Here is an 8,585-nt window from a genome sequence, read left to right as displayed (position 1 = left end):
CACACCCGTGAGGGCCGCGGCCCCTGACGTGAAGGCACGGAGCACGAGGAACGCCCCCGCGAGCCCGACCAGGCCCTGCTCGTAGCCGGGCTCCGCGGTGAGCTCGAAGGCCGCTGACTCCGCGGGCTGCAGTGAGCCGCTCAGCCACTGCACGCCACCGACCACCGCCATCGCGCCCATCGCCGCCATGAACACGTAGACCGGGATCGCGAAGCCGGTGCCGGACTCCCGCACACCGCGCAGATTGATCAGCGCCAGCAGCGCGACGATGCCGCACGCGATCGCCGCCTCGTGACCGCGGGCCGCGGGGAGGACCGTGGCGAGGTAGTGCGCGCCCGAGGAGACCGATACGGCCACCGTGAGCACGTAGTCGACCAGCAGCGCGCTCCCCACCGTGAGTCCCGCGGATCGGCCCAGGTTCGTGGTCGCGACCTCGTAGTCACCGCCGCCCGAAGGATAGGCGCGGACGGTCTGCCGGTACGAGGCGACCACGGTCAAGAGCACGACCACCACGGCCAGACCGACCCACGGGGAGATCGCATAGCTCGCCAGGCCCGCGATCGAGAGCATCAGCAGGATCTCGTCGGGCGCATAGGCCACCGAGGAAAGGGCGTCGGAGGCGAACACCGGCAGGGCCACCCGCTTGGGAAGCAGGGTGTGGCCCAGGTTCTCGCTTCGGACCGGGCCGCCCACCAGTACGCGCTTGGTGGCATCGACGATGTCGGGCACGAGTGCCGATGGTACGCCCGCGCGACGAGGGATGCACTGGTCAATGGGGGCCGTGCGCGAGCGGTGTCCAGGTGCGTTCATCGCAAGGCCGAGGAGGGAGCGATACCGGGGTTGTATCGGAGGAGACGAGAACGCAGCGAGGGACGTGCCTGGGCATCGCGCAGCAGTTCCGCATTGACCTGTGCATCCCTGGCCCGCTGGGTGTAGGTTCGGCAGTCGTGCACTTCGTCATCATGGGCGCGGGTCGGGTCGGCGTGACGCTGGCCGAGACGCTCGAGGAGCATGGCCACTCCGTCGGCATCATCGATCAGAACCCCGAGGCGTTCCGGCGGCTGTCGGCCGACTTCGAGGGACGCCGGGTCACCGGTCTCGGGTTCGACCGGGACGCCCTGGTGCAGGCGGGGATCGAGGATGCCCGAGCGTTCGCGGCCGTGTCCTCGGGAGACAACTCCAACATCATCGCTGCGCGCGTGGTGCGCGAGACGTTCGGCGTGAGTGACGTCGTCGCGCGCATCTACGACCCGCGCCGTGCGGAGATCTACGAGCGGTTCGGGATCAGCACGGTCGCGACGGTCCGCTGGACCGCCGACCAGGTGCTGCGGCGGATGATGCCCCGCGGCGCCGAGTCTCAGTTCACCGACGCCTCCGGGCGGGTGCGGCTGTGCGAGATGGATACCCACCCGGCCTGGGTGGGGAGCTCGGTCCGCGACGTGCAGCGCGTCTCTCGGGCGCGTGTGGCGTACCTGACGCGGCTCGGTGAGGGCTACATCCCCGCACCTGACGACCTGCTGCAGGAGAACGACGTGGTGCACATGCTCGTCGAGACCGCTCGTGTCAACGACGTGCAGCGGGTGCTGGCGGTCCGTCCGCCGGTCGAGAAGGAGTGATCCACTGATGCGAGTCGTCATCGCGGGGGCCGGCAGCGTGGGCCGCTCGATCGCGCGCGAGCTGCTTCACCACGAGCACGAGGTCGTGCTCATCGACAAGGAACCGGCAGCGATGCGCGTGTCCTCGGTCGCTGAGGCGGAGTGGTTGCTCGCCGACGCGTGCGAGATCTCCACGCTGGACGAGGCGCACCTCGACACGTGCGACGTGGTGGTCGCCGCGACCGGTGACGACAAGGTGAACCTCGTGGTCTCCCTGTTGGCGAAGACCGAGTTCGCCGTGCCGCGCACCGTGGCGCGCGTCAACAACCCGAAGAACGAGTGGATGTTCGACGACGCGTGGGGCGTCGATGTCCCAGTCTCCACCCCGCGGATCATGACCTCGCTGGTGGAGGAGGCCGTGACGGTCGGCGATCTCGTGCGGATCTTCACGTTCCACGCCTCGGGGGCGAGCATGTACGAGATCACACTCGCCGACGACACGCCCGTGGTCGGTCAGCGCGTGGGCGCCATCGCCTGGCCCGGGCACAGCGTGCTGGCCGCGATCATCCGTGGCGACCGCCCGATACCGCCGTCACCCGACGACACCCTCGAGGGTGGCGACGAGCTGCTGCTCATCGCGTCGTCGCAGGATCCTGCTGATCTGGAGCAGCTTCAGGCTCTGCTCGGGGATTCACCAACACCCACGTCACCCACAGCACCAGCGCCCACAGCGGAAGCCCCATGACGAGTCGGGCGGCGCCGAGCCAGCCCGTGTCACCGCCGAGGTAGAGCGGTACCTGCACCACGAGCCGCAGCACGAACGCACCGACCCACAGCCATGACGCCAGGGTGTATCGGCGCATCAGCGTGGGGTCCTGGCGCCACGTGTGGCCCCGGCCGAACAGCGTGGCCACGATGAACCCGACCACCGGCCAGCGTGCCACGATCGAGACAGTCACCCCGACGGCGAACGCGGCGTTGGTGAGGAGGCCCCACGCGAAGAAGTTCTGTGCCTCGCCACTGCGCCACGCCCAGATCGCACCGATGCCCACGCCGAGCAGGCCGCCCACCGCCTGGGTGTTGGGGGTGCGCTGGTTCTGGCGGGCGATCGTGGCCACGACCGCCACACCGACCGAGGCGATCACGGCCGGCATGATCTCGCGGACGGCCACGAACACCACCACGAACACCAAGCCGGGGGCGACCGACTCGATCATGCCGCGCCATCCACCGACCGCCTCGAGGCCGTTGAAGCTCTCGGAGCCGAGCTGGCGCATGCCACGCCTCGCTCCCGTGCCCTCCTCGGGACCAGCGGAGGTCATGCGACCACCATCGGCGCCAGGAGCGTGTATGCCGGGTTGTAGATCACGAGGCGATGGTCGCCCTCGGTCAGCCGCCCGGTCACGAGCAGCCGTCGCCCGGGTTCGATGCCGGCGATGTCGCGGCGGCCGAGCCATACGAGCTCGACGCTCCCCGAGCCGTCGTAGAGCTCGGCGGCAAGCTCGGGCGGCGCCTCCCGTGGGGCATAGCGCACGGCCCGGAGCACGCCGGAGAGCGTGCGCTGCTCACGCGGGCGGCATTCGGCCACCGGAGTGGTGCCGCGAAGTGCCGCCTCGACCAGCTCGTCGTCGGCCTCAAGCTCGTCGGTCGAGGCGAGCGCCCGCCGCAACCGCTCCTTCCAGGCGCGTGCCATCGGTCACCGCACCTCGGTGATCTCAGGCCCGCGAGGGCTGCCGAGGTCGATGCTCGGGCGGGTGGCCGTGGCTGCCGGGACTTCCTGACCGGGCTTGCCGGGCATGTGCAGGCCGAGCAGGTCGCGCGGTGCGCGCGCTTCATGACCACGCACCACCACGACGTCGGCCAGGACCTGCTCCATCGCGGCCGCTGCGTCGGCGTCCGAGGACGCCTTGCCGGTGAGCACGCCCCGGATGAACCATCGGGGCCCGTCGATGCCGATGAACCGCGCTGCGCGGGTGCCACTGCGGCCGTCAGGGGTCCGGACCGGGAGGCGGGCGAGCAGCTCGGTGCCGAACGGGCCGTCCTGCTCTTCCGATGACCCGCCCTGCTTGGTGATCGTGGTGCCGATCTCGCCGCGCAACTCCTCCCACAGCCCTGCCGAGCGCGGTGCAGCGAACGCCTGCAGCTGGAGCGCGGACCCGTCGAGCGCCAGGTTCACCGCCACGATCCGGCGGCTCTTGCGTTCGAGCTCCATGCGGACCTGCATGCCGGTACGCATCGGGATCCGCAGTGCGCCGAGGTCGACGCGCTGGCCTACCTCTGGGACATCCTCGACGTCCCAGGGGCCTCGCCCCTCAGGCTCGGCTACAGCCTCCTCGGCCACGTCGACGGCGTCGGCCTGCTCGGTCTCCTCACGTGCCTTCCGCGAGAACCACCTCATACTCGTTCCTCCCCTGTCGTGGCCCCGAATCCCCCGGTGGAGCCGAATCCTCCCTCGCCACGGTCGCTGCCGGGCAACGTGTCGACCTCCACCAGGTCTGCCTGTGCCACCTGTTGCACGACCAGCTGCGCGACGCGATCGCCGCGCCGCACCGTGAACGCCTCCTGGGGGTCGGTGTTGGCGAGGATCACCTGGATCTCGCCGCGGTAGCCGGCATCGACGGTCCCCGGTGCGTTGAGCACGGTGACGCCGTGCTTGCGGGCCAGGCCGGAGCGTGGATGCACCAGCCCGACGTAGCCCGCCGGCAGCGCGATCGCCACTCCGGTGGCCACGGCTGCGCGGCCGGCTGGTGGCAGCGTGACGTCCTCTCGGGACACGAGGTCGAGGCCGGCGTCACCGGGGTGGGCGTAGCCGGGCAGCGGCAGCTCGGGGTCGAGGCGGTGCACCAGTACCTGGACGGGCTCGGGGTCGATCACTCGGTCGATCCTACGGTCCGCGTCGCACCCGGCGCCTCCACCTGGCACCCTGGTGGGGTGAGTACGCATCGCGAACGCCTGCACGCCTCCGCTGCGCTGTGGCTGCTGGCACCCGTCGGAGCGCTGATGGCAGGAGCCGCGATGTTCCCGCTCGGTCTGCCCGTCGCGATCACGGTCGGGGTGGGCGTCGCGGTCGCCGTGACCCTCGGGCTCGCATGGACACCGCCCGAGGTGCGAGTCGAGCCGACCGGCCTGTTCGCGGGCAAGGCGTATCTCGAGGCGGAGCACATCGGGCAGGTCGAGTCGCTGGATGCCGCCGCTACCCGGCGGGCGCTCGGGCCGGAGCTGCGCGGCGACGCGTGGCTGCTGCACCGGTCCTGGGTGCGCACGGCGGTTCGTGTGGAGGTGCGTGACGAGGCCGACACCACGCCGTACTGGGTGGTGTCGACCCGCCGTCCGCTCGAGCTCGCGGCGGCTCTCGTCACGTGTCGGGACGCTGCTGACCAGGAATGTCAGGCAGCGCACTCCGAGCAGACTGGCTGGCCGCCCTCCTCGTAGGCGAGCTGGCTGCGGTGGTGCACCAGGAAGCAGCGCGAGCAGGTGAACTCGTCGGCCTGCCGTGGCAGCACGCGCACGCTGAGCTCTTCGCCGGAGAGGTCGGCGCCGGGGAGCTCGAAGCCTTCTGCGGCCTCGGTCTCGTCCTCGTCGACAGTCCCCGAGTTCTTCTCGGCACGGCGCGCCTTGAGCTCTTCGAGCGAGTCCTCGCTCAGCTCTTCATCGGTCTTGCGTGGGGCGTCGTAGTCGGTCGCCATGTGGTTCTCGTCGGTCCTCGTCGTCGTCGTTCGTGCGGGTCGTGAGCGGCGTGTCGGGAACGCCGTACGCGGGTACAACGCACTGCGCGCCGGATTGTTCCCGTACGCAGGCGATGGGATTGTGCACCATCGAGCGCCGAATTGCACACCCGATCGTGTGCGAGTCGCCGACGAATGTCCTCCCAGCGCCGCCACACCGGCCCGAATCGGCTGTTCCGCGGCCTCGGCGTGGCAGTCTCGTCGTCGTGACCTGTCCTTGGAGGTGTCATGGCTGAGCTCGAGCTGGTCGGTATCCATGCCGACGGCGAGCACATCGTGCTCGTCGACGAGGAGGGGCAGCGACACCGGCTGCCGATCGATGACGCGCTGCGGGCCGCTGTCCGGCGCGACCGCCCGCAGCTGGAGCAGATCCGTGCGGAGGGCCTGCGCCCCCGCGAGATCCAGGCACTGGTGCGTGCGGGGGCGTCCGCCGAGGACATCGCCGCCGACACCGGCGTGCCGGTCGAACAGATTCGCCGATACGAGGGGCCTGCGCTCGCCGAGCGCGAGCACGTGGCGCAGCGCGCGCGCGCCCTGACGCTGGGCCGGGAGCCGGGTTCCCCCACCCTGGGTGATCTCGTGGTCGATCGTCTCGCCGCTCGCGGTGTGGAGACGATCGAGTGGGATGCCCGACGGCGTGGGGCCGAGCCTTGGGAAGTGCTGGCCCGTTTCGTCGCCGGCGACAGGGCGAGGGAAGCCACCTGGCAGGTGGATCTCGCGGCCCGGAGCGCGGTGGCGATCGACGACGAGAGCCGGTGGCTCTCGGAGACCGATCTGGGTTCCGGGACTCCGCGACGCCACCTGAGTGCCGTGCGGGGTGCGCGGCTCTACGACGTCGAGACCGATGCTGACGTCGCGCCCGCCCTGGCCGCCGTCGATGCCGTGATCCGCGACACCCGCCCACGCGACCTTCGGTCGGTCGACGCGGATGAGCACGTCGAGCGCAACGTCGATGCCGCGGACGCCGACGACTCCGGCGAGCACGACTCCGACGACGCCCCCGACACCGAGGCGCTGCTCGACGAGCTCAGCGCCGCGCGCGGGGTCCGGCAACGTCTCGAGATCGACGACGACGCCCTCGCCGCTCAGGTGCTGGCCGACGACGCCGCTGCCGAGGACGACGAGCCCGAGCCGCGCAAGCCAACCGTCCTCACACCGGCACCGCACACCCCGGCCCTCTGGGACGAGCCCGCAGCCGAGGAGGAGGAGGAGTCAGAGCCGCCTCCCCAGGAGCACACCGACACGGATGACGAGCCTGACGCGACCACCCCGGACGGTGCCCACCCCGCCGCTTCTCGCCCGGACGAGGCCACCGACGCCACGGTGATCAAGCAACGCCCCACGCGCCGCTCCCAGAAGAACCGCCGCACGAGCGTCCCCAGCTGGGACGAGATCGTGTTCGGCGCCCGCAGCGACCAGTAACCCCACCCAGCTTTCAACGCTCTTCCGGCACGGCGCAGCTTTCAACGCTGTTCCGGCACCACGACCATCCACCGAGATCTCAGAAGAGCCGGCCGCCGATGCCGGAAGAGCGTTGAAACCCCCGTGGCGTCACGGGATCGTTGAAAGCTGGATGGTCAACCCAGCCACACGAGCTCCCGCCCATGCGGATGCGCATGTCCCAGGACCGCATCGTCCAGCGTGAGCAGGAACCTCCCTCCGAACTCCCCTGGTCCCACCCGAACCCCGAGATCGCGGGTCGGCTCCGCGCCCTCAAGCCCGATCCGATGGACACCGAGCTCCCGGCACGTCGCCCCGAACTCGGCGCGCGCAGCCCGGTCGAGGTAGGCCACCATGGCGCTGTGGACCACCACGGGAGTCGCCTCGGGCGCCTGTCGGCGCAGCTGCTCGATGGCGTCCGGGAGTGACTCCGGCGCCAGTCCCTGGATGACCCTGGGCGGGTCGGCTGCCACGGCGGTGAGCGCGGCGGTCAGGCGCTGGGCGCGGTCGGTGTGCTCGGGCCAGATCAGACACCGGAGCCACGCGGCCGTCTCGGGGTCGGCGGCGTCCAAGGGGTTGGCGTCGAGGCCGAGGCGAGCGGCGATCTGCGGGACGCTTGCGGGGAGTGGGACGTCGACGGCCGTGCACGGGAGCGCAACCACGCCGTCACCGATGCGGACCTGTTGGTCGCCGACGTCGTACACGTACGTGTACTGCTCGTAGGGAAGGCAGAGCCCGGCGCTGGCCCCGACCTCGAGAATCGCGAGCGGTTCGGGAAGCCGCGCGAGTGCCGGGAGCAGCACGGAGCACCGGGCGGGTTCGTTGGTCTGCGTGGAACGCGCCAGCATCACCGAGCGGACGTCGGCGGCGTGCTTCTCGGCGAAGGCGAGCGCGGCGGGCGGGTCGGCGACGTCGGCACCGAGCAGCCGCAGCGCACCGAGCAGCAAGTTCGGCTGTCGCTTGCCGCGCGGCAGCGTCGCCAGGAGTCGCAGCGTGGCGGCATCGTCGGCGACGGCCAGGCACAGGCGTTCGTAGGTGGCCGAGGAGCCGCGTGCCTCGATCTCGGCGAACCGTCGATAGAGCCCGGCAATGTCGGGCGCGTCGACCTCCATCATTCACTCCTTCTGCTCGGTGCCCGCGTGCCGGTCACAGTGGCGGCCAGGGGATGGCGGGCATCTCTCCCGCAGGTTCGGGAAACACCGCGTCCGCCAGCAGCCGTTCCGCACGCGCGCGGCACGCGTCGACCTCGTCCTGTGCCAGCAACCCGCCCAAGGCGACCCCGAGGTCGCCGTCGAGAGCGGAGATGACGCGCCGGACGCCGTCGAGCTCGTCCTCTGCGAGGGGTTCTCCCACCCAACCCCACAGGATGGTCCGCAGGTGTGGCTCGGTGTGGAACGTGACGCCGTGGTCCACGCCGTAGCGGTGCCCATCGGTCATCTCGATGACGTGCCCGCCCTTGCGGTCGGCATTGTTGGCCAGCACGTCGAGCACGGCCATGTGGCGGAGCTCGGCTGAGTTCTCGTGGAGAAGCGAGACCGGTCGCTCGTGCTGGTCGAGGCCGTCGAGCACATGGCACCAGCCGCCCGGCAGCTCGTCTGCGGCGGGGACCAGCGCCACAGCCGGCCGGACCTCGCCCTCGGGTTCCTGCCACTGCTGCACCATGCCGGGGCCGAACGGACCGTCGCCCAGCCAGGTGCGCGGCACGGTGCGCCACCCCAGCGCCTCGGACAGCAGATAGCTGGCGACCTCACGGTGGGCGAGCGTGCCATCCGGGAAGTCCCACAGCGGCCGCTCCCCCGCCACGGGCTTGTAGACGACCTGGACC

General features: G+C 70.9%; 12 protein-coding genes. 4 read left to right on the top strand and 8 right to left on the bottom strand.

Annotated features, from left to right (window positions below; translation table 11 throughout):
* Positions 1–729: APC family permease (locus ACOJSN_RS21455; protein WP_420114515.1), on the bottom strand; the 729-nt coding region annotated here is incomplete at its 3' end.
* Positions 730–962: 233 nt separating this feature from the next.
* Between ACOJSN_RS21455 and ACOJSN_RS21450 the strand changes: the two genes are divergently transcribed.
* Both ACOJSN_RS21450 and ACOJSN_RS21445 read left to right on the top strand, forming a co-directional pair.
* Entirely contained in the window at positions 963–1,616 is a 654-nt protein-coding gene (locus ACOJSN_RS21450; protein ID WP_420114517.1) for a potassium channel family protein, read from the top strand.
* Positions 1,617–1,623: 7 nt separating this feature from the next.
* The gene (locus ACOJSN_RS21445) at positions 1,624–2,340 is read left to right on the top strand and encodes a potassium channel family protein (protein ID WP_420114514.1); all 717 of its coding nucleotides are present in this window, start codon (positions 1,624–1,626) and stop codon (positions 2,338–2,340) included.
* On the opposite strand, the gene ACOJSN_RS21440 is transcribed toward ACOJSN_RS21445, so the two are convergent.
* From ACOJSN_RS21440 to dut, 4 genes are read right to left on the bottom strand one after another with little or no spacing between them, the layout of a single operon-like run.
* Positions 2,228–2,917: a DUF3159 domain-containing protein gene (locus tag ACOJSN_RS21440; RefSeq protein ID WP_420114513.1), complete on the bottom strand. Its 690-nt coding sequence runs from the start codon at positions 2,915–2,917 to the stop codon at positions 2,228–2,230. The genes ACOJSN_RS21445 and ACOJSN_RS21440 overlap by 113 nt on opposite strands.
* Entirely contained in the window at positions 2,914–3,288 is a 375-nt protein-coding gene (locus ACOJSN_RS21435; RefSeq protein ID WP_420114512.1) for an OB-fold nucleic acid binding domain-containing protein, read from the bottom strand. The genes ACOJSN_RS21440 and ACOJSN_RS21435 overlap by 4 nt, the downstream gene beginning before the upstream one ends.
* A 3-nt stretch (positions 3,289–3,291) precedes the next feature.
* Positions 3,292–3,993 carry a DUF3710 domain-containing protein gene (locus ACOJSN_RS21430; protein ID WP_420114511.1) on the bottom strand — a complete coding sequence of 234 codons (702 nt, stop codon included), beginning with the start codon at positions 3,991–3,993 and terminating at the stop codon, positions 3,292–3,294.
* Positions 3,990–4,466 (bottom strand): dUTP diphosphatase, encoded by a 477-nt coding sequence (gene dut, locus ACOJSN_RS21425; RefSeq protein WP_420114516.1) that lies wholly within the window; start codon positions 4,464–4,466, stop codon positions 3,990–3,992. The genes ACOJSN_RS21430 and dut overlap by 4 nt, the downstream gene beginning before the upstream one ends.
* Before the next feature lie 60 nt (positions 4,467–4,526).
* On the opposite strand from dut, the gene ACOJSN_RS21420 reads away from it, so the two are divergent.
* Positions 4,527–5,027, top strand: coding sequence for a DUF3093 domain-containing protein (locus ACOJSN_RS21420; RefSeq protein ID WP_420114510.1), 501 nt, complete (start codon positions 4,527–4,529; stop codon positions 5,025–5,027).
* Here ACOJSN_RS21420 and ACOJSN_RS21415 read toward each other — a convergent pair.
* Entirely contained in the window at positions 4,982–5,281 is a 300-nt protein-coding gene (locus ACOJSN_RS21415; protein WP_156221908.1) for a DUF4193 domain-containing protein, read from the bottom strand. The two genes, ACOJSN_RS21420 and ACOJSN_RS21415, sit on opposite strands and share 46 nt — an antisense overlap.
* A gap of 267 nt (positions 5,282–5,548) precedes the next feature.
* On the opposite strand from ACOJSN_RS21415, the gene sepH reads away from it, so the two are divergent.
* A complete protein-coding gene (gene sepH, locus ACOJSN_RS21410; protein ID WP_420114509.1) occupies positions 5,549–6,742 on the top strand; it encodes a septation protein SepH in 1,194 nt (397 codons plus the stop codon).
* A 155-nt stretch (positions 6,743–6,897) separates the two neighbouring features.
* Here the strand turns inward: sepH and ACOJSN_RS21405 are convergent, their stop codons facing one another.
* Together ACOJSN_RS21405 and ACOJSN_RS21400 are read right to left on the bottom strand one after the other, a co-directional pair.
* The gene (locus ACOJSN_RS21405) at positions 6,898–7,872 is read right to left on the bottom strand and encodes a DUF2332 family protein (protein WP_420114508.1); all 975 of its coding nucleotides are present in this window, start codon (positions 7,870–7,872) and stop codon (positions 6,898–6,900) included.
* 34 nt (positions 7,873–7,906) lie between these two features.
* Positions 7,907–8,585 (bottom strand): SCO1664 family protein (locus tag ACOJSN_RS21400; protein ID WP_420114507.1); only part of this gene is annotated, 679 nt, incomplete at its 5' end.

This window comes from Pseudactinotalea sp. (genome assembly GCF_048594945.1).
Classification (GTDB): domain Bacteria; phylum Actinomycetota; class Actinomycetes; order Actinomycetales; family Beutenbergiaceae; genus Pseudactinotalea.
The sequence above is the reverse complement of the archived record's forward strand: the minus strand, read 5'-3'. Positions and strand labels throughout refer to the sequence as shown.